Consider the following 21,619-nt stretch of genomic DNA (forward strand, 5'->3'; position numbering starts at 1 on the left):
TGTGGTTGGATTCGCACGCCGTCCGAGGGCCCGAATCCGATGGTGGGGCGTTACGGTAGGTACAAAACTTGACACGTGAGCGGGAGGCGACGATGAGCGGCCCTTACGGACCGAACGACCCGAACGGGCAATGGGCCCAGGGACAGCAACCGGGCCAGGGTAACCCTGACCAGACCGGCGGCCAGTACGGGGCGCCGCAGTACGGTCAGCAGCCGCCCGCCCAGCCGTGGGGACAGCCGGGACCGGGTCAGCCTCAGCAGCCCGGGCAGCCGCAGTGGGGCCAGCACCCGCAGCAGCCCGGACAACCGCAGTGGGGTCAGCAGCCGCAACCCGGTCAGCTCGGACAGCCGGGTCCGGGACAGTGGGGTCAGCAGCCCGGGCAGCCGCAGTGGGGGCAGCAACCGGGTCAGCCGCAGCAGTGGGGCCCGACCCCCGGCCAGCAGCAGTGGGGGCAGCCGCCGTCGTCGGGGAAGTCGAAGCTGCCGTTGATCATCGGTGGTGTGGTGGCTCTGCTGGTGATCGTGGGTATCGCCCTGGTGCTCGCGTTCACGGTCTTCGGCACGGACACACTCGATCAGAAGGCGGCCGAGGACGGTGTCGAGCGCATCGTCACCGATTCGTACGGCGCCGAGAACGTGTCCGGTGTCACGTGCCCCGCGGATCAGGAAGTGAAGAAGGGCAACAGCTTCACGTGCAGTCTTACCGTCGACGGTGAGAAGAAGCAGGTCACTCTCACCTTCACCGACGACAAGGGCACGTACGAGGTGAGCCGCCCCAGTTAGACACGTCCTCGGCCCACCCGTCCGTCACGGAACCCGTGCGGCGGCCACCTTATTCATCGCCGCAGTGAGGCGGCCGACGGAATTCTCGATTCCGAGTTCCTCCGCCAGCCTGCCGAGCCGGTCCGCATCGACCGGTTCGGCGGGCAGCGTGTCTTCACGGGACAGTTCGACATCCGCGTTCCGCACCACCCGCACCACCGGCAGTGCCGCGTCGAGATAATCGGCTGCGGCGGCGAATTTCGCGCGCGCACCCTTCGCCATGTCGGATTCGGGATCGACTGCGGCGGCCCGCAGGGCGGCGAGCGATCCGTATTGCATGATCAGGCTCGACGCGGTCTTCTCGCCGATTCCCTTCACCCCCGGCAGCCCGTCGGACGAGTCGCCGCGCAGCAGGGCGAGTTCGGCGTAGGCCTCACCGGCCCGGTCGGCGGGCACCCCGTATTTGGCTGCGACCTCTTCCGGCCCGAGCAGTTCGGCCTTGGCAAGGCCGCGCACCACGTACAGCACCCGCACCGGCACGGGGTCGTCCGTGACGACCTGCAGGAGGTCGCGGTCGCCGGTGACGACGATGGTGGTATCGCGAGTCTCGGTGGCGGCCAGGGTGCCGAGAACGTCGTCGGCCTCGAGCCCTTCCGCACCGGCGGTCGCGATTCCGCTGGCGGCCAGGACATCCAGGATCATCGGGACCTGCGGCGACAGGGTGTCGGGCACCTCTTCCTCCGCCCCGCCGGTGTCCTCGGCGACCCGGTGCGCCTTGTAGGTGGGCACGGCCTCGACGCGGAACGCGGGCCGCCAGTCGAGGTCGAGGCACACTGCGAGCCGGGTCGGTTGGTGCTTGGTGATCAGTGCGGCCACCATGTCGGTGAACCCGCGCACCGCGTTGACGGATCGACCGTCGGGTGAGGTGATCGAGTCGGGTAGCGCGTAGTACGCGCGAAACCACAGGCTGGCACCGTCGAGGAGAAGCAGAGGCCCTGTCATGACCCTCATCCTGCCAAACCGGTTTAGCCTGAAGCCATGAGTTCCCTCGGCGCATCGACTTCACGCTTCCCGACCACCATCTATGCCGACCGGATCGCTCGCGCAGGCGCACTGGCCCGCGACGCCGGACTTGACGGCCTCCTCATCACCCCGGGACCCGACCTGCGGTATCTGCTGGGTTCGCGCGCGGAGTCGTTCGAACGGCTCACCTGCCTGGTGATTCCCGCGAACGGCGACACCGCGTCCGTGGTCGTGCCGCGGCTCGAACTGGCGTCGCTCACCGAGTCGGCGGCGTCCGAGCTCGGGTTGACGATCCGTGACTGGGTCGACGGGGTCGACCCGTACGCGTTGGTGTCGGGACTGCTGCCGTCGCCTGCCCGGACCGCCGTCACCGATGCGATGCCTGCGCTGCACCTGATTCCGCTGTCGGAGGCGCTCGGTGCGCTGCCGGTCCTGGCCACCGGGGTGCTGCGGGAGTTGCGGATGGTCAAGGACCAAGCGGAGATCGACGCGTTGCGCCGGGCCGGTCAGGCCATCGACCGGGTCCACGCACGGATGGGGGAGTTCCTGAAGGTCGGCCGCACCGAGGCCGAGGTGGCGGCGGACATCACCGCCGCGATCCTGGCGGAGGGGCACACCGAGGCGGCGTTCGTCATCGTCGGCTCGGGACCGCACGGAGCCGACCCGCACCACGAGGTGTCCGAGCGGGTCGTCGAATCGGGTGACGTCGTGGTCATCGACATCGGCGGGCCCGTCGAACCCGGCTACAACTCCGACTCCACCCGCACGTACAGCATGGGTGAGCCCGATCCGGGTGTGGCAGCCAAGTTCGCGGTACTGGAGGAGGCGCAGGCGGCGGCCGTCGACCTGGTGCGTCCCGGCGTCACCGCGGAGGCGGTCGACGCGGCCGCCCGCGACCTGCTGGCCGCGCAGGGGCTGGCCGAGGTGTTCGTGCACCGGACCGGGCACGGAATCGGGTTGTCGGTGCACGAGGAGCCGTACATCGTGTCGGGTAACGCGATCGAGCTGGCCGAGGGGATGGCGTTCAGCGTGGAGCCCGGCATCTACTTCCGCGGGGAGTGGGGTGCGCGGATCGAGGACATCGTGATCGTGACCGCCGACGGCTGTGAGCCGGTCAACACCCGGCCCCACGGGCTGACGGTGCTCCCCGGCTGAGCACCGGGAGCGTGCGGGGGCGGTGCGGCGCGGGTAGTAACATCTTCCATTTGTTCACGACCGCACTCGCCGCTGCACGTCCGCGGAGAGTCGGGATCACAGATCACGCGAAGGTGTCATGGAAAGCGTCGCCCCGAAGGTAACCGTCGTCGTACCGACCTACAACGAACGCGACAACCTGCCCAAGATCGTCGAGCTTCTCGCGGCGTCGGAAATTCCGAACCTGCATGTGCTGGTCGTCGACGACAACTCGCCGGACGGCACCGGTGAGGTCGCCGACACGCTCGCGCAGAGCGGTCCTATCCCGGTCGGAGTCCTGCACCGGACCGTGAAGGACGGCCTCGGACGGGCCTACGTCGCCGGGATGACCCGGGCGCTGGCCGAGGGCGCGGACATCGTGATCCAGATGGACGCCGACCTGTCGCACCCCACTGAGGCCATCCCGCGGATGGTGCAGACCCTGGCGACGACGGATGCGGCCGTCGTCCTCGGCTCCCGCTACGTGGCCGGTGGCGCGGTCGCCAGCGACTGGCCCTGGCATCGCAAGGCGCTGTCGGCGTGGGCGAACTTCTACGTCAACGCGATCCTGCGGTTGCGCGTCAAGGACGCCACCGCCGGGTTCAAGGCGTGGCACGCGGACACCCTGCGGGCCATCGACGTCGACGGTGTGCAGAGCAACGGGTACGCGTTCCAGGTGGAGATGAACTACCGCACGGTGCAGCGCGGCATGACCATCGCGGAGGTCCCGATCCGGTTCGAGGAGCGCACCGACGGGGTGTCCAAGATGAGCCTCGCCGTGCAGATCGAGTCCGCGCTGGTCCCGTGGAAGTTGCGGTTCAGTGGTGACGCAGCGCAGCCGAGCCGAGTACGCGGCTGACGGCGATCTCCACGACCACGCGGGTCGGGTTCACCCGGGGCTGGCGGTACCTGGCGGCGTAGCGGGCGACGGCGTCGGCGACGGAATCGGGGTCGGTCAGCACCCGGGCCGGGCCCTCGAGGGTCATCCAGCGCGGTCCGTCCACCTGGCTCACCGCGCCGTACCCTCCGCGTTCGGCGTTGATGGCCTTCTGCGAGGAGCCGTTGGTGATGACTCGCGCCAGCCCGTGCTCCTGATCCCAGGTGAAGCCGACGGCGACGACGTGCGGGGTGCCGTTCTTGCGGAGGGTGGTGAGCGTCCCGAGGTGGTATTCGCCGAGGAAGGTGAGCGCCGCGTCGGTCAGGCGGATCGGGGTGGAGGGGGTGCGGTCCATGCCCCGACGGTAATCCAGGACACTGGACGGGTGAGCCTGGGATCGAAGAAGAACAGCGGCAAGCCCGGCGACGACGGGGTGGTACTCCTCCTCGGTGGTCGCAGCGAGATCGGCCTCGAGATCGCCACCCGGCTCGCACCCGGTCGCACGATCGTCCTCGCCGCCCGCCGCAGCACCGAACTCGCCGCCGAACGGCAGGCGCTGCTGGACGCGGGCGCGTCCGTGGTGGACTGCGTGGAGTTCGACGCCGACGACCTCGACAGCCACGAGAAGCTGCTGCGGTCCGTGGTGGACACGCACGGACCGCTGTCGGTGGCGGTGCTGGCGTTCGGCATTCTCGGCGATCAGGCGCGCGCTGAGCGGGACGCGCGGCACGCCGTTGCCGTGGTCCACACCGACTACGTCGCGCAGGTCGGTGTGCTCACCCATCTCGCGACCCTGCTCCGGGAACAGCGGTCGGGACGGATCGTGGTGTTCTCGTCCGTCGCGGGTGTGCGCGTGCGCCGTGCCAACTACGTGTACGGGTCGGCGAAGGCGGGCCTGGACGGGTTCGCCTCCGGTCTCGGCGACGCCCTCCACGGCAGCGGTGTCTCCCTCCTGCTCGTGCGGTCCGGTTTCGTGATCGGCCGGATGACCGAGGGGATGTCGCCGGCGCCGATGTCGAGCACACCGGCGCAGGTCGCGGACGCGGTCGTGCGGGGTCTGCATCGCGGTGCGAGCCGAGTGTGGGTGCCGGGACGGTTGCGCCCGGTGTTCTTCGTCATGAGGTTGCTGCCGCAGGCGGTCTGGCGCCGGATGCCGCGATGACCGACCCGATCGTCGTCGTCGGTATCGGTGCCGACGGGTGGGACGGTCTGGCGCCGTCCGCGCGACGCGCGATCGAGGGCGCCGACGTCGTGATGGGTTCGGGGCGGCAACTCGCCCTGCTTCCCGAGTCGCCGGCGCTGCGGGTGGCGTGGCCGTCGCCGCTCCTCCCCGCGCTGCCGGGCTTGTTCGAACAGCACCACGGTCGGCGGGTGTGTGTCCTGGCCAGCGGAGACCCGATGTTCCACGGTATCGGCGTCACCCTCGTCGACCTGCTCGGTGCGGATCGGGTGCGGGTGATCTCGCACCCCTCGTCGGCCACGCTGGCCTGCGCCCGGCTGGGCTGGGCGGCGCACGAGACGCCCGTGGCCAGTCTCGTGAACCGGCCGGTGGACACGCTCCTGCCTGCACTCGGCGATCACACGCGACTGCTCGTGCTGAGCCGCGACGAACACACCCCCGCCGCCGCGGCCGAACTCCTGACGAAACACGGGTTCGGGCTGTCGCGGCTCACCGTGCTCGGCGAACTGGGCGGACCCGACGAGTCGAGGCTCGACGGCACGGCGTCGGCCTGGTCGCACGAGCCGGGGGCCCGGCTGAACGTGATCGCGATCGACTGCCGGGCCGACTCCAGCACCCTCCGGCTGACCCGGATGCCCGGACTGCCCGACGTCGCGTTCACGGGCGACGGGCAGATGACCAAACACGAGATCCGCGCCCTGACGCTCTGCGCCCTCGCCCCCGCGGCGGGGGAGCTGCTGTGGGACGTGGGAGGCGGGTCCGGCACGGTCGCGATCGAATGGATGCGTACCCACCCCCTCTGCCGGGCAGTGACTTTCGAGCGCAGCGCGGCACGTGCCGACCAGATCGAGTCGAACGCTTCAGCGCTCGGGGTGCCGTCCCTCCCGGTGTTCGGTGACGCACCCGCAGCGTTCGAGGACGTACCGCCGGAACTGTCCACCCCGAACGCGATCTTCGTCGGCGGTGGCGTCACGCAGGACGGTCTGCTCGAGGAGTGCTGGTCCCGGCTCCGAGTCGGCGGCCGGATGGTGGCCAATGCGGTGACAGCGGAATCGGAAGCACTTCTGCTGCAATGGTTCTCGAAATGCGGAGGGCAGCTCCGCAAGTTTCAGGTGTATCGCGGTGAGCCGCTCGGCGGGTTCACCGCGTGGCGGCCGCAACTGCCGGTGGCGCAGTGGTTGGTGACGAAGCAGTCGAAAGGTGATGCGACATGACGGTGTACTTCATCGGGGCAGGTCCCGGCGCGGCCGACCTGGTCACGGTCCGCGCGCAGCGGATCATCGCGGCCAGCCCCGTCTGCCTGTACGCGGGCAGCCTCGTCCCGCAGGAACTGCTGGCGGAATGCCCCGAGGGTGCGCGGGTGATCGACACGGCGCGGCTGAGTCTCGACGAGATCGTCGCCCTGCTGATCGAGGCGGACGCGGCCGGTGAGGACGTCGCCCGGCTGCATTCGGGTGACCCGTCGATCTTCAGTGCCGTCGCCGAACAGGTGCGCCGGCTCGAGGCCGCCGGCGTCGCGTACACCGTGGTGCCCGGGGTTCCCGCGTTCACCGCCGCGGCGGCGTCGCTGGGGCGGGAGTTGACCGTTCCCGGTGTCTCGCAGTCGATCGTGCTGACCCGCGTGTCCACGCTGTCCACCGCGATGCCGGAGGGTGAGGACCTGCGTTCCCTCGGCCGCAGCGGTGCCACGATGGTGGTGCACCTGGGTGCGCACCGGATCGATCAGATCGCCCTGGAACTCACCGAGAACTACGGCCGCGACTGTCCCGCCGCCGTAGTCGCGTTCGCGTCGCGTCCCGACGAGATCGTGCTCCGCGGCACCCTGGCCACGATCGCCGATCAGGTGAAGGCCGCGGGCGTCACGAAGACCGCCGTGGTAATCGTCGGGAAAGTGCTTGCTGCCGAAGGATTTCCGGACAGTTACCTGTATTCCGCCACTCGCGAGCGCACCACCCACTGAGCGTGGCACGGATCCTGATCCTCGGCGGCACCGGGGAGGCCCGAGCGCTCGCCGCCGCACTCACGGACGTTCCGGGGGTCGACACCGTGTCCTCCCTCGCCGGCCGGGTCCGCGAACCGCGCCTGCCCGTCGGCGACGTGCGGATCGGCGGATTCGGGGGAGCGGACGGACTCGACGAGTGGCTGCGCGCGCATCCCATCGACGCGATCGTGGACGCGACGCACCCGTTCGCGGCGCAGATCACGAGCAACGCCGCCGACGCCGCGCACCGTCGCGGGATACCGCACGTCGTGCTGCGGCGCCCGGAATGGTCTGCACGTCCCGGCGAACGCTGGCACCGCGCCGCCGACCTCGTCGACGCGGCCGCACTGCTGCCAGACCTGGGAACGAGAGTCTTTCTCACCATCGGCAGGCAGGGTGTCGGCGCGTTCGCCGGCCTGAACGCACTGTGGTTTCTGATCCGCGCGATCGATCCACCCGACGTGGCGACGCCGCCGCAGTCGACACTGCTCCTCGCCCGCGGGCCGTTCGCGGTGGCCGACGAGATCACGCTGATGCGTGAGCACCGTATCGACATCCTGGTCACCAAGAACAGTGGCGGCGGTCAGACCGACGCGAAACTCGACGCCGCCCGCACACTGGGCGTGCCGGTGCTGATGATTCGCCGTCCACCGTTGCCGTCGGCAACGGCAACGGTGGACGACGTCGCGGGAGCAGTCGAGTGGATCGCCTCCGTCACACGATGAGGACGCGGGTGCGGTGACCCGTCAGCAGGCCGGCGCCGGCGCGTCCTCGGACAGCGGCTTGCCCTCCGGTTCCGTGTAGAACGCGAGCAACACCAGCGGTTCGGTGCCCAGGTTCGAGCCCTCGTGCACGTGATCGCTTCCGTGGTCCTCGGTGATCGCCTGACCGGCTGTCGTTACCGCTTTCGTGCAGTCCTGCAGAGTGCGGGACAGCACACCGGATTCGACGAACGCGTACACCGGACCGTCGTGGAAGTGCCACCCCGTCGTGCCGCCGGGGGCGATCTCGATGCGGCGCAGCGTGAGATCGGTGCCCGCCGAACTGCCCGCGACCGCCGGAACCGTGGTCTCGAACAGCACCTGCGCGGTCACTCCCGACGACGGCGTGGCCTGGGCGGGGGACGCGGACAGTACCGCGGCGACGGCACAGGACAAGACAACCACACTCGATCTGAGGAGCATCGTGACGACCTCTCGGCGCGCTGGCCCGGCACACTGTGTGCAGGCATCCAGGGAGTGCAATTCGGCGTGTCCAGGGTAGGGCTCCGGTGAGAGCTGCCGCGGGGATATCCGCGAACCCGATCCCGCGTCGACTGCCTCCGGGTGCTCTTGTCGTCCCCCTCGGCGACACTGTAGTGGCGTGCAGGTTGTGGCGATGACGTCGCGGCCGTGAGATATTCGGGGCGGACCGACGGGAAGAGTATGACGATCGAGCAGTTGCTGACCACGCACTTTCCGGACGATCCCGTCTTGGACGCGGCGCTCGCCACGGCACTTCTGCGTCGCACCGCGCGAGAGCCGAATGCCCCTGCACTGATCCGCATCTACAGTCCCGCGCGGACGCTGTCGTTCGGACGTCTGGACGCTGTTCGACCGCAGTTTCCGGCCGCCGCCGCGGCGGCGCGGCGACACGGATTCACCCCCGTCGTCCGAGGAGCCGGCGGTCGGGCGGCGGCCTACCACGAGCAGACCCTCGTCGTGGAGATGTTCTCCCGGGACACCGAGGGCATGGTCGGGGCGCGCCCCCGCTTCCAGCGCATCACCCCGCGGCTCGTCGGCGTGCTGAGGAAGCTGGGTCTCGACGCTCGCATCGGACCGGTGCCCGGTGAGTATTGCCCCGGTGATTGGACGGTGAACGGCGCAGGCCGCGTCAAGCTGGCAGGGACCGCGCAGCGAATAGTCGCCGGGGCGTGGCTCTTCGGCTTCGAACTGGTGGTCTCCGATTCCGACCCCCTGCGGGCGGTTCTCACCGATGTCAATGCAGCCCTCGAGTTGGAGTTCGACCCCGGCACCGCGGCGTCCCTGACGGACCTGAACCCGGCCGTCACGCTCGAACCGGTCCGGGCAGCGATCCTCGCCGAAATCGGCGTGGTCCGCGAACGGACCGCCGACCCCGACCTCCTGGAGGAGGCCGCGAACCTGCGCGACGCACATGTGGCGTGAGGCGTTACCGCGCCGTGCGCCAAGGACGGCGAATTCGACTTGCAACGGCAAGTCCCTTCCGGGCCCAGAGCATCGAGTCCTACCCGAAGCAGCAGACAAATGGCCCTTCTGCTCCCGCTGCATGCTGTAACGAATGACGACGGCCCGGCGACGGCATCGGTGACCCCGCGGCACGCCCCAGTCGTGTCCGAGCGAACCGGATGGGTCCCCACGGGAGGTAGATCCGATGCGACGACGTACCTCGAACGTCCTACCTGGACGGGGAACTTCGGCTGCTTCTGTTCTGGTCGGACTGGGTGCTCTCTTCCTGGGTGTCGCACCCGTCGCGACCGCGGCGCCCACGGATACCGTCCTGCCGGTGCCGGTCATCGGAATCACCAATTTGCCTACCGGTTTTCTCAGTCCCGTCTATTCGCAGGTGATGGTGCGCACAGATCCCGAGGCTCCGGGTATGACCGGATTTGTCGAATATTGCGTCTGCACAGTGCATTGGCGCAATCTGACGACTGGGGCCGCCGGCGCCGTGGTCCCGTCGCGGTCCACGGGTCCCGTGCTTACGGGGTCGGGAACGGTGGTCGCCGTCCTGACCGTCAACGGCTGGTCCGACCGTCCAGGTGTCCTCACCGCACTGCCCGGCGCGGGTACCTGGAATGTTCCGTGAGGAAGGGGTCACGCAGACCGACCATCCCGGCCCGGTGATCAAGGATCGCCCACACGGCGTCCTTCGGCACGGGTTTCGTCGTACGCCCCATCGGCGCCATGGTGTTCGGCAGAATGGGGGACCGCGTCGGCCGTAAGAAGACGTTCATGACGACGTTGCTCATCATGGGCGGCGCCACCACGACGCTCGGACTGATGCCCACCTATGACCACATCGGGATTCTGGCGCCGATACTGCTGGTGACGTTGCGGCTGCTGCAGGGTCTCGCGATCGGCGGAGAGTACGGGGGCGCAGTCGTCGGCACCTACTACCAGCGAGTCCTCGACGGCCACCGGATCCTGACGTCGCATTTCCGCACTATTCCGCAGGGCCCGGTGAAATCGTCAGTCCCGGCGTGTTAGATCGGGATCAAGAGGACCGATCAGGGAGGACGAACGTGTGCGGACGGTATGCCAGCACCACCACCCACAAAGAAACTCGCTCCATCTTCGAGGTCGCCGAGGTCGTCGGCGAGGAGCTGAAACCGTCCTACAGCGTCGCACCCACGCAAGAGGACCGGGTCGTCCTCGAACGAGCACCGCGGGATCAGCCGGACGCCGAAGCCAGTCGACAGATCCGGACAGTTCGATGGGGACTGGTACCCAGGAACAGACGCCCGGTGCGTTGCGTTTGAGGGGGTGACATGATGATCGATGAGCGGCGAGAGACGTTGCGGCGGAAGTATTTGAGTCTGGGCACGGGCGAGCTGGCGGCGGCGGTCTTCGCCGCCGTTTCCGTCGTCGCCGTGATGCCCCGAGTGGAGATCAGGCAGGATTCCGCGGCCCTGTGGTCGGCGTTGATCCCACTGCTCGTGCTCCTCGTGCAGGCGGGCATCTAACGGTTGTCGGCACGTAGCTGGGTCGAGCGGGCACCGATGCCGGCCGCCCTCGCCGCCGCCAATCGTGTGTTCCGGATCGTCGATCCGGGCTTGCTTGTGGTCGGGCTCGTCGGAGTGCTCGTGTGGTGGCCCGATCACGTCAGCGTGGCGATAGCAGCCGTAGCCGTATGGGTCTTCGGTGTCCTGGAGTACGTCAACTACTTCGTCGTCCGCCTGTCCTATCCCGCGGGCCGGTGGTTGACCATGGTGGGGCAGTGGCGCAACCCCCGGCTCGTGCAGGACCTGAACTCGGCGACGCGATGATTCCCCTCAGCGAGATGCCCTGGCGGGTGCCCCCGATCAGGAAACAGGCGCGAGGAGCTTGACGAGCTGAGACCGCGCCCGGATCCGCGTCGTGACCGTCTGGACGCTCACGCCTTGGTGTTCGGCGATATCGGCACCCACGTCGGCCGGACGCAGCAGGCCGATCTCGTCGTAGTACCGCAACGTTCGTGGCGACCGGATGCACGGATCCGCTTCGACGTAGGCCCACGACACGGCAGCACCACCCTGTACTGGACATTGGTCGTCGATGAACCGGTCCCGGACGGGGAGACGATCGTCCGCATGCGCAAGCGAGTGAACGAACTCATCAACGCGAACCTGCGATTCACGTTCGGTCAGTAGTCGCCCCCGATCAAGGATCCATCACTGGCCGCTGCCGCCTACGTTAGGCTCGCGTGATGGCCACGCCTATCACAGTCGAGCAGTCGCGGGCGATCCCGATCGCGCGCCGGCAAGCCTTCGATGTGACGCTGCCGATTCCTCTGACCGCGATCTTCTCCCGCCGCTACGCCCTGCTGCCGCCCATCAAGCAGGTCCGCGGACAGGACGGGATCTGGAGCCGGGTCGGACAGTCGCGCACAGTGGTCACCACGGACGGCGGAACGATGCGCGAGCTGCTGACGGACGTCGATGCGCCTCACTCGTTCAGTTACCGGCTCAGCGACATTACCGGCCCGATGCGGCCACTGGTCGACAGCATCGACGGAACCTGGGAGTTCGTCCCGCACGGGACCGGGACGATGATCACCTGGCGATGGACCCTGCACTCGAGGGCCCTTGGGGCACTTGTCATGCCGCTGATCACCTCGATGTGGCGTGGCTACGCACGACAGGCACTGGAGCTGCTGTCCGCGCAACTTCTCATGCCAGAGCCCACCGAGCACACACCGGACTGACGCATTCGTGACGTCGTCACTGGTGGGCAGGTGTGAGCCTGCACCTTCCAGCCGCAGAGGTTCAGTCCGTGGATCGCTGACCGGTCGGCGGTACTCATCCGGCTATCGAATGAGGACCGCACCCGGCGGGTGCGGTCCCGCAGACTAGTTGGACAGCCCGCACATTCGTGGCCTGCGGGCCCTTCTGTCCCTGGCCCACCTCGAACTTCACACGCTGGTTCTCATCGAGCGACGTGAAACCGCTGCCCATGATTTCCGAGTAATGCACGAGGACGTCCGGAGTTCCGTCGTCGGGCGCGATGAAACCGAAGCCCTTTCTCGCTGTTGAACCACTTCACAATGCCCTGCGCCATGCCGATACTCCCTGAAGTCGATCCGGGCATTCATATCGAATTCCCGATCTCGATACCAGTGATCCTGCCACCCAGACGACGGATCGGGGCGACCACACTGATCTGAGGAAGCGGACATCTCGACGCTTACTGCGACTGCCGACTTCGCCGTCCGTCATCGATCAACGAGAGCCGGTCCGTCGAGCGAGCGGCCGCCGACGTGGACAGAAAAGTCGGCAGCCTGGTGTGAAATCCCAGGTCAACCGCTCCAGAATTTCTGTAGTGGTCACTATAGACATTGAGAGGTCGCTGCTGTAATGTTCCTCTCGTCGCAAGGAAAGAGTTCACGAGGTGCGGGAGAGAATGAACTGCCCGCAGAGAAGTACCGCAAGACCAGGATGTGCCGGGTAAGGATTGACGTGAGTGTGTAAGGCCCCGGCACGTCCGGCGGCGGCCGGGCAGCACGAAGGCCCGACAGCCGGAAGAAGTGCAGTGAACAAGGAAGTGAAACCCGCTCCGGCCCCCGGTGCCTCACGGCGCCGGGGGCCCTGTCCGTTGAAAGGTGTCACCCCCATTCAGAAAGATTCGCCCGACCGTGACCCGGCCGGGAAGTTCGACGACGAGGACTACCCGGCCTACAGCATGGGTCACGCCGCCGAGATCCTCGGCGTGACGCAGGCATTCCTGCGCAGCCTGGACGCCGCGAAGCTGCTCACCCCCGGACGCTCAGAGGGCGGCCACCGCCGCTACTCCCGATACCAGCTCCGTCTCGCGGCCCGAGCCCGCGAACTGATCGACCAGGGCACCGCACTCGATTCCGCGTGCCGCATCATCATCCTCGAAGACCAACTCGCCGAGGCCCGACGCATCAACTCTGAACTCCAGCACACCCACCGCTCCAAGTCGGATCAGCCCGGCCCCGCATCCGGCTGAAGCGGCGCGGAAGTCTGCTCGAGGTCGGCCCCGGAGTCGCCACGGTGCACACCGGTATCGCCTACGGACCGGTACGAGTCGGGGTCGAGGTCCTGGAGTCGGCGCCGCACGCTGAGGCATTCCCGGAGTGGGAAGTCATCGAGGAGGCCGACCTCGAGGTGACGACGGAACTCGTCGTCATGACCCTCACCGGTGAGCTCGCTGAGGGACTACGGGTGACACCGCAGCTTTTACCCGCCCGGTATCGGCTTCGCGCGCATGCACGGGGACGGGACGCCAATTGGGATATGGATGTCAGCGAACCGTCAGAGGACTACTGGCTGCAAGTGTGGCCTGGCACCGGCAAAAGCAGCTTCGCCCAACTCGAGAAGAAGGACTTGGTTTGGAGTGACGGCGACGAATCCACGGCGAAGGATTCGATGCCCGATCCGGCTGCTGATGCCACACCGCCGCCCCTTCGGAGTACCAGTTGGAAGCCGCCTATCCGCTCGGCGATCTGACCTCGGGCCTTTGCGAGGACGGACTGTCGCATCGGCCCAGACCACACCATGCGAGGCGGCGGCATGCGGTCCCGCTAAACCATCCGTTTTCGGAACGTATACGCCAGGTACGCCGTTAGCCTGATGCGATGACGCAATGGGGGATCGTCGGAGTCGATCACCACCAGTTCGTGATGGGAGCGCGGCAAGCTGACACCCTCGACGGTCAACTGAACTTGCGTCCGCCGGCCCCGCCACGGCGGTTCTGTCCGATCCCCATCGGAGTCTCGCTGAGAAGTTTGCCGAATGGGGTGGTCGCCCGCCCGCCGAACGATTCCGGCTATTCGACGATCGCGCCATCCGTGAGGCGGCGAAGCGACTCGCTCAACTCGACCGGGACCTCCTCGACCAGCTGATCGAACGTCCGGAATCTCGGCAGGATGCCATTGCTCGGTGGGCAGCGAAAAGTGCATACGAGCGAGCCGGCCTCGCTGATATGGGTTGGGTGGCACCCGCCCTGACCGCACTCGACAAGCATGACCCACTTCCGCCGCCCTTCGACAATGAAGCGCGTGCCCTCGAACGCCTCTCCAGAGACCCGGAGACCCCGCAACAGATCTCCCTCCACGCGGACGGGCATGAGTACGTGCAATGGATCTATGCCGCCTCCTCGATCTTCCGGGCGCTCGAGACGAAGGAACTGGCGATGCTGCAACCCCTCGTGCTCGCCGCTCTCACCTACGGAACCACCCATTACCAGGAACTATTCGACGAGTTACGGCGAACATTCGACCTTTGATCGCACCCCGCTAGCCGAACCTGCACCGGGACGAGATCGGTGAAGTGGACTGGATTGGCCACCGAGACAGACGGTCACGGCGCAGTGCCAGGTCTACTTGGCAATGCTGGCAGTAGTGTCGATGTGCGGTATCTGAGCGAGGTGTCCACAGTTGCATCTCTACTGGCTTCGCGCCCTCGGCGGAAGCCTTTCGATCACGCCGATAGTTGGTGGTCGGCGACCGGCCAGCGATCCCTCGCGGGACAGCACGTCGTCATGAATCTGTCGCATGAGGCGGTCACGATGCGCGTCGGGCGAGTATGAGTGCTCCGCGTTTGGTCAACGGCAGCGGCAGGGGGCCGCGGTCGGCCAGCACATCGGCGAGAAGCCCTGCCCGGTAGTGCGGCACCAGACGTGCCGGAAGGTAGTCCCGCACAGCGTCCCGGTCGGGCAGTGTGATGAGTGACGCGTCCCAGGCCCGGTCTCAGCCGCCCCGAAGGCGGCTGCGACCAGATGTGGAGCGTCCTCTGCATCGAACGGAGTCGGCTCCGGTTGTCAGAACGGCGCCAACTCCGGGGAATCCACCCTGGAGATCGTGCCTGCAATGAACAGCCCGTCCGGGCGCAACACACGGTAGGCCTCGTGCAGGCCCAGCGCGGGCCGGTCAAGGTGGTCCAAGACGTTGACCGCGACGACGGCGTCGGGGTCGCGGAACTTTTCGTTTGTCTCGAAGAACCCCGCACCGCTCCCATGTCGGTGCGGATCTTCGAATAGTGGGCGCGCCGGGCGTCTTGTTGTCAGGTCGGAGGGGTCGTCGGGGCAGTTTCCACTCGTGGGCGTGGACGAGAGGAACCGAGCCGGTCTCCCGCAGACGCGCGATGGCGGTGATCATTTCGTCGTCGCGGAGGGAGTGGTCGTTGCTGATCCCGGCCCGCTCGAGCATCGGCGCGGCGACCTGCCAGGTGTCGAGGTACAGCCGCCACAGTCGGTCGAGGGCGAAGCAAGCGAGGTGCTCGCGGAACGCGGGCTTGTCGGTGACCAGCTTTCCGGTCGGTTCTATCCAGCCGCGGCGCATGATCTCGCCCGCGGAGAAGTGCACTGCCCGGCTCGACGCCGCGGACAGGTAGTCATACAGCTCGCGTTGCCCGGCACGGTCGGCGACCCACATCCCCGGCGGCAGAAGGCCGCCCGTCCATCCGTACTGCTTCTTCAGCCTTCTCGGCACGGCTCTGGTTTCCTCGCTCCCGGCTACGGCCCAGTCAAGGAAAGGTTTGGGGTACGACAGCCGTGCCATCTCCGTGTCCCCGATGTAGTTGCGCTGGGCGAGCAGCGCTCGGAGGGAGTCGAAGTTGCTCATCGACGCGAACAACTCCTGGGACCGGTCCAGGTCGAGCGAGGCGAAGAACCGGAGATGCATCACGTCGTCGAGGGCGGCGCGCACAAACGCCACGGCCAGATGACCCAAGTCGTGGCGGCTGAGCAGGAGGGCAGCCCGGATGCTGTCCTGCTGGCGGCGAAGGGAACTGTTGACGGCCAGCAGCCGGTAGTCCTGCGCGACGTCGGACCATGCCGGGTCGGTGACGGTCAGCACGTGTTCGGCGCAGTCCGCGAAGCGTTCGACCGCCTCAATCCGCACGGCGAGGGGCGTCCACCGATGAATCGGTCCCGTCTCGTCATTTTCGGGCATGGCGCTCATCCCGTCCGACGCTCCGTTGCCTGCCCCATGGTGGTCGCCCATTGCCGGGCTTCGAGCGGGCATTCCGGCTCGAATCCCTGCGCGGTACAGAGCAGCTCAGGCGGGACGCACATTCTGGGCCTGCCGCCCCTTCTGTCCCCGGCCGACCTCGAACTCGACCCGCTGATTCTCCTGCAGCGATTTGTACCCGCTGCACTGAATCTCGGAGAACTGGACGAAGAGGTCCGCGCCGCCGTCATCCGGGCTGATGAACCCGAAGCCCTTCTCGCCGTTGAACCACTTCACCGTGCCCTGCGCCATGGTCGCTCACTCCCTGTCCCGGCGAGCCGGACCTTCCGCCGAGGACCGACCTCGAACATCCTGACCACCCCATTACCCCGGACGGCCGAAAACCGAACGTGACTGGAGGCGGTGTCCTCGATACGAACGATCTCAGAAGACAGCGCCCCGTGAGTAGGGGCGAAGGTCCTGCATCCTGCAACTTCGCCGCGGCACGCAAGCACGGGTGGTACCCCGACGACCACGTTGAGCACGGCCGAGCATCTGCGAGCTACGACGCCTGCACCGAACAGGAGGTTCACTGATCCGCACGTTGTCGGAAGGAGAAGCAACCGTGTCAGTGGCAGGCGGGCCGCAGGCGGGCACCGCATGCCCCACCCCCAACCCACATGAGGCCCGGAAATCGGGCTATTTACGGCGCGAGTCGGAGCTGCACCGACCCGAACAGTTGGTTCGCTGTACCGGCGGCGCGCACCCTGCGCGCCGGTGCCCTGGTGGCCGCCCACCGAGCGGTGAAAGGATTGGCATATGGCCAGCTCACAGCCAACGCCCACGAAAGAAAAGGAGATGGTTGGGATGGCGGTCCATCCCCGGCCCGTATCGGCAGCGGCGGCCGCTGCGGCCGCGTTGCGTGACATCGAGGTGTTGATCGGAAAGGAGTCGGAGAGCGCGACATCGGTGCTGCCGACCGAGGAAGGCTGGACGGTCGAAGTGGAGGTGATCGACCACCGGCACATCCCCCCGACGGCGGACATGCTCGCATTCTACGAAGTGGTGCTGGACCTGGACGGCGAAATGCTGTCCTACCGCAGGACCCGCCGATACCGGCGCGGCTCCGCCCTCGTTTTGTCAGACGACGAACCCTCCGTCGACGGAGACGGACAGACCCCATCCGTGGACGGAAGCGACGGAAGCGGCTGACAGATACACACTCCGAGGTCTCTACGGTTCCTCTGGTCCGTCGAGCACGCCGGCTCTCGCCCCGCAGCAATCGAACACCACTGATAGTGCGCAGGGCGGTGCATACTTCGGTGCGCTGCGGCGCTGCACGCGAGAACTCGCCCCGCCCGCCAGGCGGACCGCATACTTCTGCCATGCAGCAACTCGTCGCCGACAACGAATTCGTCATCAGTGCCGTGATGGTCGTGGTCATCGTGGCGCTCGCCGCCGCCGCGGTCTGGGCTGCGTTCCACTGGCCACAACAGTGAGTCAGCGGGCGGTGTGAAACTCCGAAATCCGGGTGCCGCTCACCGCGGACGTGTACTCGTCCAACCAGCGACGCCTGCCGCTTTTGCGCCTGGTGAAGGTGGGTACGTAGCGGTGATTATCCAGCATCCGGCTTGGGATCGATTGGGAAACCGCAGATTACTACGACGACGTCGACGACGAGGACGCCGACTGGGACGAGTCATCCACGCCAGTGTTGTGCGACAAGAAGAGCGGGATCCTGACCTCCATCGGCAAGATCGAACAGTGGCGAGCCCACGGGGAGGTATATGTGGCGAACAAGCCCAGGATCCTGCCCGGCACCCACGCACCGATTCCGGCCGGCTACATCGCCCTCGATCTCGAACACGAGGAAGAGAAGACCACCGCGGCGGTGTGGACGTTCTGCGCTCGCGCGGTCGGAGTAGCCAATCCGCGCCAGCTCACCATCTTCGCCGACGAGACCCATCAGGCCGATCTGCTCGCCCAGTTGGCCGACTTCTTGGCGGCCTATCCTGATCTTCCCGTCATCTCGTGGAGTCAGTCTGACATCCGAGTTCTCCGAAAGGCGGTCACGGAAATTAGCGTCGAGAACCAGCTGATCGGAAACCTCACCGAGACGCGCCACCACACGGACCTGCTCGAATGGACCAAGGGTGCGATGATCCTGCCGACGAAGAGTCTGGATCTCAAGACCGTCGCTGCGTACTTCGGGATCGCGAACGACGTCCCGTCCATGAACGGCTCGGTAGGGTCCGCGCGAATGAGGGCGCACCGGAGCACGACGAATCCGTCCGTGAAAGAGGAAATTCGCGCTGAGTTGATCCGGTACGTCCGGAGCGACGTCACCCTCCTCGTTGGCGTGGCGGACCACCTGCGGTCGATCCACGACGGAATCACGCCTCCGACCGGTAGGCACGAGCCGCTCCACGCCGATGACGTCATTTACATTTAGAAGTCTGGCCAGCGAGCGGCCGCGCGGGCCCCCAATAGCGTGCTCGATCGTGAGTCGCGCGCCAGCCTTGCGTCGTGTCGGACGGTGCCAATTTTTCACGATCGGACCGAAGATCGTCGAAGCCTTCGATCGGTGCTTGTCTCACCACCGCGCGCCCCGCAGCGCAGTCAGGATCCGAACCAGACGTCGGCTGCCCACCGGTACGACCGCAGGACCACAGGGGTGGGGAAGTCGTCGAGTATCGACCGCCGGCACCTCGCCGGGCAGGGCTGGCAGGTGCTCGATGCGGACACGATCAAGGACTACCTGCTCCGCGATGCCATCGAACAGGGCGTCTACACCGACCTGCTGAGCATCGACCTTGCGGACGGGCACCGGCTGATGCCCCGCGAACTCGCCACCCTGGTGCACGCCGAGTCGACGAAACTCCTCGACATCGTCACCGAGATCTGTCTGTCCCGCGGGGAGAACCTGGTCCTCGAGGGCACGTTCAGCTGGCCGGGCCTCGGCCCGCGGCTACTGACCGACCTCGCGTACGCCGAGTACGAGAAGTTCACGATCCTCGATGTCGAAGCACCCCAGCACATCACCCGTGCCCGGGCGTTGACCAGGTGGTGGCGGGGCCGGCAGGAAGCGTTGCGGGGCGGTGACGGGTTCGGTGGCCGGTTCACCCCGGGGTTCGTCATCGACGCCCTCTACACCGGCGACTCCGAGGAGACGGTGTGCGCCCGCAACGCCCGGGCCGCGTTCGATCACCCACTGGCCGCGGAGCTTCCGATCGTCGAACTGGTCGTCGAGCATGCCGACGGCGGTGACGAGACGTGGGTGAAGGAGAACGGGTGTCGTGGTCTACCCGCAGGTTCCGGCCGACCGACCCGACCCCTGACCGTCCCGGTCTCAGGCGCAGTCGCGGCAGATCGGCTGCTGCTTGTCGGCAAGTCGGCTGCGGTGATGGACCAGGAACAACTTATGCAGGTGACTTCGTCGGATTGTTCGGAGATGACGCGGACGGTGAGTTGTTCGCCGGACAGGTCGGCGCCGGGGTAGTTCGAACGAGTCTGCGGTGTCGGTGTCTTCGACGTCCAACGGTGGGAGACTGGGTGTCTTTCCTGCTGGCGGAGAGCTGTTCGAGGGAGGTGTCCGCTGTGTCGTCGGATTCGGTGACTCGCCGGTGCGTCGTAGTCGGTGACCCTGCCTGTGCGTTCGTGCCACCGGGGATGTTGACGCGGAACCACTCGAGAGCGTAGTTTGCGGCCGGACCCGCTTCGGTGCGCCGCCGGGTGGTGTGCGTGTCCCGCTTCTGCAGTTCGGTCGCGCCGGGTTGGCAGTCGATGCGGTGCCACAGGAACATTCGGGTGACTGGGGTGGGGAGGAATTCGGGTTCAGCGCGTATCCGACCGCCGATCCCGGGCAGGGGCACGATCCGGCCGATCTGCCAGATCGCGGTGGCGGTGGCGTTGGATTGCGTGGTCGACTTCGGTGATCTCGTCGAGGTGTCGATGAACCTGGGCGGCCGTGATCGTGTCGGGGTCGTCGGTGATCATGACGGCCTCATCGGCGATGGTCGAGCCGCGGGAAGTGCGGCGGATCCGACGACCGCCCGCCGGCTGGTGACGAGGACGTCTGCGTGCAGATTCGCCGGTGGCAGCCCCCCGCACCCCGACCTGAACGCAGTGGGTGAGGGCGGCGGGGAGGTGGCGTGCGCGCGGAGGACGGCGCGGACGGCGTTGACGGCCGGGACATCCCCGGCGCCGAGCGGCAGCAGATCGGGGGCGTCGGCGTCGAGGTAGGCGATCGCCGCGTACCGCGGCGCTGTGGGGACACCGATGACGCTGACTGCGAGAGACCACACTCCACATGCGGTGGCACGGTCATGACAATGTTCTCCCGGCTGCTGGGGATGTGGCCGGCGCGCGCCTGCATCATAGGGTTCGGTACCGCTGCGACCCGAGTCCGGGAGACGCTGCACCGCCGGAATTCCCGGCACAGTCGTCGGTCGGTAGATGGTGGGCTAACGCGCACGCCCGCTCGCCGCCCTGAACACAGAAGTCGCCAAAGCCGCCGCACTAAATCCCCAGCCGCCGAGACAATTCGGAAATGCGTTGGAGACTAACTCCTGCCATGGCGAGCCACGCTCGCCCTGCAAAAAGCTCGGTGAATGTGAGTTTTAGCTCCACGAGGGTCGTGTTGGTCTGCCCACATGGACAATGGCTTTAGACAATTGAAATGTGAGTTCGGGTGAGCTTCCTCATCACCGAGACGGACCTGCCGTTACTGTGTGCGGTCGACGATTGCCGATATAGAAGGAGAGCACGATGGCGGTATCACCGAGGAATTCCGAAGGTTCGGCGAAGAGGACGACCAAGGAGATCCGTGAGTGGGCGATCGGAGAGGGCCGTGAAGTGTCGCCCCGCGGTCGGATTTCGGCTGAGATCGAGCAAGCTTTCCATCACGCTCAGGCAAAAACGGCGCCAGCAAGGAAGGTAGCCGCGAAATCGTCGGCCGCGAAGAAGACGGCCGCGAAGAAGACGGCTGCGAAGAAGGCAGTCGCCAAGAAGGCACCGGCGGCGCAGAAGGTGGCTGCGAAGAAGACGGTCGCGGAGAAGGCAGTCGCGAAGAAGGCACCGGCGGCGAAGAAGGTGGCTGCGGAGAAGAAGGTGGCTGCGGCGAAGACGACGACCAAAGAGATTCGCGAGTGGGCGATCGGGGAGGGCCGTGAAGTGTCGCCCCGCGGTCGGATTTCGGCTGAGATCGAGCGAGCGTTCCATGACGCTCAGGCAAAGGAGATTCAGGCCGAGGCGGTGCCGGTGAAGAAGACGGCTGCGAAGAAGGCAGTCGCGAAGAAGACGGTCGCGGAGGCAGTCGCCAAGAAGGCGCCGGCGGCGAAGAAGGCTCCGGCGAAGACAACAGCGCCGAAGACGACGGCCGCGGAAAAGATAGCCGCCGCAAAGGCGTCGGCGAAGAGCGCGGCGGCGGTCAACAAAGGTCCGGCGAAGACGACGACCAAAGAGATTCGCGAGTGGGCGATCGGGGAGGGCCGTGA

29 protein-coding genes and 3 pseudogenes are annotated in these 21,619 nt (G+C 67.0%); 22 read left to right on the forward strand and 10 right to left on the reverse strand.

Features of this window, described 5'->3' with window-relative positions:
* Positions 1–92 precede the first annotated feature (92 nt).
* Complete coding sequence (locus QM806_RS29490) at positions 93–782, forward strand: DUF4333 domain-containing protein (RefSeq protein WP_081792281.1); 690 nt, start codon at positions 93–95, stop codon at positions 780–782.
* A gap of 24 nt (positions 783–806) precedes the next feature.
* Here the strand turns inward: QM806_RS29490 and QM806_RS29495 are convergent, their stop codons facing one another.
* Positions 807–1,763 carry a 5'-3' exonuclease gene (locus QM806_RS29495; protein WP_283293732.1) on the reverse strand — a complete coding sequence of 319 codons (957 nt, stop codon included), beginning with the start codon at positions 1,761–1,763 and terminating at the stop codon, positions 807–809.
* A 36-nt stretch (positions 1,764–1,799) separates the two neighbouring features.
* On the opposite strand from QM806_RS29495, the gene QM806_RS29500 reads away from it, so the two are divergent.
* Both QM806_RS29500 and QM806_RS29505 read left to right on the forward strand, forming a co-directional pair.
* Complete coding sequence (locus QM806_RS29500) at positions 1,800–2,939, forward strand: M24 family metallopeptidase (RefSeq protein WP_005256261.1); 1,140 nt, start codon at positions 1,800–1,802, stop codon at positions 2,937–2,939.
* A gap of 118 nt (positions 2,940–3,057) precedes the next feature.
* Positions 3,058–3,816, forward strand: a complete 759-nt coding sequence (locus tag QM806_RS29505) for a polyprenol monophosphomannose synthase (RefSeq protein ID WP_005256260.1) — start codon at positions 3,058–3,060, stop codon at positions 3,814–3,816.
* Here the strand turns inward: QM806_RS29505 and QM806_RS29510 are convergent.
* Positions 3,776–4,189 carry a TIGR03618 family F420-dependent PPOX class oxidoreductase gene (locus QM806_RS29510; RefSeq protein ID WP_005564285.1) on the reverse strand — a complete coding sequence of 138 codons (414 nt, stop codon included), beginning with the start codon at positions 4,187–4,189 and terminating at the stop codon, positions 3,776–3,778. The genes QM806_RS29505 and QM806_RS29510 overlap by 41 nt on opposite strands.
* A gap of 30 nt (positions 4,190–4,219) precedes the next feature.
* Between QM806_RS29510 and dprE2 the strand changes: the two genes are divergently transcribed.
* The 4 genes from dprE2 to QM806_RS29530 are packed head-to-tail and all read left to right on the forward strand — an operon-like array spanning position 4,220 to position 7,720.
* Positions 4,220–4,996: a decaprenylphospho-beta-D-erythro-pentofuranosid-2-ulose 2-reductase gene (dprE2, locus tag QM806_RS29515; protein WP_005256257.1), complete on the forward strand. Its 777-nt coding sequence runs from the start codon at positions 4,220–4,222 to the stop codon at positions 4,994–4,996.
* Entirely contained in the window at positions 4,993–6,228 is a 1,236-nt protein-coding gene (gene cbiE / locus QM806_RS29520) for a precorrin-6y C5,15-methyltransferase (decarboxylating) subunit CbiE (RefSeq protein WP_283293734.1), read from the forward strand. Before dprE2 ends, cbiE begins: the two co-directional genes overlap by 4 nt.
* The gene (gene cobM, locus QM806_RS29525; protein WP_005256254.1) at positions 6,225–6,974 is read left to right on the forward strand and encodes a precorrin-4 C(11)-methyltransferase; all 750 of its coding nucleotides are present in this window, start codon (positions 6,225–6,227) and stop codon (positions 6,972–6,974) included. Before cbiE ends, cobM begins: the two co-directional genes overlap by 4 nt.
* 2 nt (positions 6,975–6,976) lie before the next feature.
* Positions 6,977–7,720, forward strand: coding sequence for a cobalt-precorrin-6A reductase (locus QM806_RS29530; protein WP_283293735.1), 744 nt, complete (start codon positions 6,977–6,979; stop codon positions 7,718–7,720).
* Positions 7,721–7,741: 21 nt separating this feature from the next.
* On the opposite strand, the gene QM806_RS29535 is transcribed toward QM806_RS29530, so the two are convergent.
* Positions 7,742–8,179 carry a cupin domain-containing protein gene (locus QM806_RS29535; protein WP_005564295.1) on the reverse strand — a complete coding sequence of 146 codons (438 nt, stop codon included), beginning with the start codon at positions 8,177–8,179 and terminating at the stop codon, positions 7,742–7,744.
* A 240-nt stretch (positions 8,180–8,419) separates the two neighbouring features.
* Here QM806_RS29535 and QM806_RS29540 point away from each other — a divergent pair, with 240 nt between their 5' ends.
* The 8 genes and pseudogenes from QM806_RS29540 (at position 8,420) to QM806_RS29575 (ending at position 11,918) form a co-directional block, all read left to right on the forward strand.
* Positions 8,420–9,160: a lipoate--protein ligase family protein gene (locus QM806_RS29540; RefSeq protein WP_054248691.1), complete on the forward strand. Its 741-nt coding sequence runs from the start codon at positions 8,420–8,422 to the stop codon at positions 9,158–9,160.
* Positions 9,161–9,386: 226 nt separating this feature from the next.
* Complete coding sequence (locus QM806_RS29545; RefSeq protein WP_043788538.1) at positions 9,387–9,821, forward strand: hypothetical protein; 435 nt, start codon at positions 9,387–9,389, stop codon at positions 9,819–9,821.
* 56 nt (positions 9,822–9,877) lie between these two features.
* A pseudogene (locus QM806_RS29550) lies at positions 9,878–10,124 on the forward strand (MFS transporter); the annotation flags it as partial.
* A 133-nt stretch (positions 10,125–10,257) separates the two neighbouring features.
* Positions 10,258–10,494 carry an SOS response-associated peptidase family protein gene (locus QM806_RS29555; RefSeq protein ID WP_005256246.1) on the forward strand — a complete coding sequence of 79 codons (237 nt, stop codon included), beginning with the start codon at positions 10,258–10,260 and terminating at the stop codon, positions 10,492–10,494.
* Between the two features lie 9 nt (positions 10,495–10,503).
* Entirely contained in the window at positions 10,504–10,698 is a 195-nt protein-coding gene (locus tag QM806_RS29560) for a hypothetical protein (RefSeq protein ID WP_283293738.1), read from the forward strand.
* A gap of 36 nt (positions 10,699–10,734) precedes the next feature.
* Positions 10,735–11,001: a hypothetical protein gene (locus QM806_RS29565; RefSeq protein ID WP_242322864.1), complete on the forward strand. Its 267-nt coding sequence runs from the start codon at positions 10,735–10,737 to the stop codon at positions 10,999–11,001.
* Between the two features lie 117 nt (positions 11,002–11,118).
* A complete protein-coding gene (locus QM806_RS29570; RefSeq protein ID WP_240483077.1) occupies positions 11,119–11,364 on the forward strand; it encodes a hypothetical protein in 246 nt (81 codons plus the stop codon).
* 56 nt (positions 11,365–11,420) lie between these two features.
* Positions 11,421–11,918, forward strand: a complete 498-nt coding sequence (locus tag QM806_RS29575) for an SRPBCC family protein (protein ID WP_005256238.1) — start codon at positions 11,421–11,423, stop codon at positions 11,916–11,918.
* A gap of 151 nt (positions 11,919–12,069) precedes the next feature.
* On the opposite strand, the pseudogene QM806_RS29580 reads toward QM806_RS29575, so the two are convergent.
* A pseudogene (locus QM806_RS29580) lies at positions 12,070–12,271 on the reverse strand (cold-shock protein); the annotation flags it as partial.
* A gap of 471 nt (positions 12,272–12,742) precedes the next feature.
* Between QM806_RS29580 and QM806_RS29585 the strand changes: the two are divergent.
* From QM806_RS29585 to QM806_RS29595, 3 genes are all read left to right on the forward strand, one after another.
* A complete protein-coding gene (locus QM806_RS29585) occupies positions 12,743–13,183 on the forward strand; it encodes a MerR family transcriptional regulator (protein ID WP_005265116.1) in 441 nt (146 codons plus the stop codon).
* A gap of 44 nt (positions 13,184–13,227) precedes the next feature.
* On the forward strand, positions 13,228–13,683 hold the full coding sequence (locus QM806_RS29590) for a hypothetical protein (protein WP_005564308.1): 456 nt from the start codon (positions 13,228–13,230) through the stop codon (positions 13,681–13,683).
* A 484-nt stretch (positions 13,684–14,167) separates the two neighbouring features.
* Positions 14,168–14,461, forward strand: coding sequence for a hypothetical protein (locus QM806_RS29595; RefSeq protein ID WP_155755949.1), 294 nt, complete (start codon positions 14,168–14,170; stop codon positions 14,459–14,461).
* A gap of 534 nt (positions 14,462–14,995) precedes the next feature.
* Here the strand turns inward: QM806_RS29595 and QM806_RS41835 are convergent.
* From QM806_RS41835 to QM806_RS29605, 3 genes are read right to left on the reverse strand one after another with little or no spacing between them, the layout of a single operon-like run.
* Positions 14,996–15,118 (reverse strand): class I SAM-dependent methyltransferase, encoded by a 123-nt coding sequence (locus QM806_RS41835; RefSeq protein ID WP_162276220.1) that lies wholly within the window; start codon positions 15,116–15,118, stop codon positions 14,996–14,998.
* Positions 15,105–16,178, reverse strand: a complete 1,074-nt coding sequence (locus QM806_RS29600; RefSeq protein WP_005564310.1) for a hypothetical protein — start codon at positions 16,176–16,178, stop codon at positions 15,105–15,107. Before QM806_RS29600 ends, QM806_RS41835 begins: the two co-directional genes overlap by 14 nt.
* A gap of 54 nt (positions 16,179–16,232) precedes the next feature.
* On the reverse strand, positions 16,233–16,436 hold the full coding sequence (locus tag QM806_RS29605) for a cold-shock protein (protein ID WP_061045414.1): 204 nt from the start codon (positions 16,434–16,436) through the stop codon (positions 16,233–16,235).
* 507 nt (positions 16,437–16,943) lie between these two features.
* Here QM806_RS29605 and gvpO point away from each other — a divergent pair.
* The 3 genes from gvpO to QM806_RS41840 all read left to right on the forward strand — a co-directional run bounded on the left by gvpO (position 16,944) and on the right by QM806_RS41840 (position 19,623).
* Positions 16,944–17,336, forward strand: coding sequence for a gas vesicle protein GvpO (gene gvpO, locus QM806_RS29610; RefSeq protein WP_375154201.1), 393 nt, complete (start codon positions 16,944–16,946; stop codon positions 17,334–17,336).
* A 499-nt stretch (positions 17,337–17,835) separates the two neighbouring features.
* The gene (locus QM806_RS29615) at positions 17,836–18,576 is read left to right on the forward strand and encodes a ribonuclease H-like domain-containing protein (RefSeq protein ID WP_005564314.1); all 741 of its coding nucleotides are present in this window, start codon (positions 17,836–17,838) and stop codon (positions 18,574–18,576) included.
* Positions 18,577–18,708: 132 nt separating this feature from the next.
* Positions 18,709–19,623 (forward strand): hypothetical protein, encoded by a 915-nt coding sequence (locus QM806_RS41840; protein ID WP_368681081.1) that lies wholly within the window; start codon positions 18,709–18,711, stop codon positions 19,621–19,623.
* Here the strand turns inward: QM806_RS41840 and QM806_RS41845 are convergent.
* The 3 genes and pseudogenes from QM806_RS41845 to QM806_RS29630 all read right to left on the reverse strand — a co-directional run.
* Positions 19,599–19,919: pseudogene (locus QM806_RS41845) on the reverse strand (hypothetical protein); the annotation flags it as partial. The gene QM806_RS41840 and the pseudogene QM806_RS41845 overlap by 25 nt on opposite strands.
* Before the next feature lie 39 nt (positions 19,920–19,958).
* Positions 19,959–20,120: a hypothetical protein gene (locus QM806_RS29625; RefSeq protein ID WP_155755948.1), complete on the reverse strand. Its 162-nt coding sequence runs from the start codon at positions 20,118–20,120 to the stop codon at positions 19,959–19,961.
* Positions 20,117–20,428, reverse strand: a complete 312-nt coding sequence (locus QM806_RS29630) for a hypothetical protein (RefSeq protein WP_005262256.1) — start codon at positions 20,426–20,428, stop codon at positions 20,117–20,119. The genes QM806_RS29625 and QM806_RS29630 overlap by 4 nt, the downstream gene beginning before the upstream one ends.
* 463 nt (positions 20,429–20,891) lie before the next feature.
* Between QM806_RS29630 and QM806_RS41850 the strand changes: the two genes are divergently transcribed.
* The coding region (locus tag QM806_RS41850) for an Lsr2 family DNA-binding protein (protein ID WP_502943914.1) at positions 20,892–21,619 on the forward strand (728 nt) is incomplete at its 3' end.

The sequence above is a fragment of the Rhodococcus sp. IEGM 1351 genome (assembly GCF_030056875.1).
GTDB lineage: Bacteria > Actinomycetota > Actinomycetes > Mycobacteriales > Mycobacteriaceae > Rhodococcus_F > Rhodococcus_F opacus.